1 protein-coding gene and 1 pseudogene are annotated in these 559 nt (G+C 64.8%); one reads left to right on the forward strand and one right to left on the reverse strand.

Going from position 1 to position 559, the window contains the following annotated elements:
* Positions 1-223: pseudogene (locus Q7C20_RS26995) on the forward strand (hypothetical protein); the annotation flags it as partial.
* Here Q7C20_RS26995 and Q7C20_RS27000 read toward each other — a convergent pair.
* On the reverse strand, positions 215-559 hold a 345-nt coding region (locus tag Q7C20_RS27000), incomplete at its 5' end, for an EamA family transporter (RefSeq protein WP_375071222.1). The pseudogene Q7C20_RS26995 and the gene Q7C20_RS27000 overlap by 9 nt on opposite strands.

Genomic DNA, 559 nt, shown 5'->3' on the forward strand with positions numbered 1-559 from the left:
GATCATGCAGACGGTGCCGGTTGGCGTGCTGGCCCGGCCCGGTCAACGCATTTCGGCCCGCATGAGCCGGGCGGCAGCGCTTTATGCGCCCTACCGGATCGCAGGGCGCAACAGTCAGCTTTTGGCCCATGCCGAAACGCCTGCGTGGTGTTTTGTGAATGTGCCGATGGTGGATATCTCTTCGACCGCGCTGCGGGCCGCCGGGGGGTGGCGGTCAGCGTAGCCGGGCCGAGGTGATGCCAGCGGTGATGATCACCGCCAGACCGGTCCATGTCAGCGCATCGGGCAGGGTGTTGAACAAGAACAGCCCCAAGAGCACGGCAGCGATGAGTTGGAAATAGACCAAGGGCGCAAGCCGCGTGGCAGGGGCTCGGCGGTAGGCATAGAGCAGAAGCAGGTTGCCCAACATCGAAAAGGCAGCGCTGGCGGTGGCCAGTCCGGCGATCTCGACCGTTGCGGTGGGCAGGTTCATCAGCCCCAGCGGCAGCAACATCAGCGCGCTCATCGCCAGTTGGGTAAAGGTCAGCGCCAGCGGGCTTGCGATGTCTGAAAGCCAGCG

Source organism: Pseudomonas sp. AMR01 (genome assembly GCF_041946035.1).
Lineage (GTDB): Bacteria > Pseudomonadota > Gammaproteobacteria > Pseudomonadales > Pseudomonadaceae > Aquipseudomonas > Aquipseudomonas antarctica_B.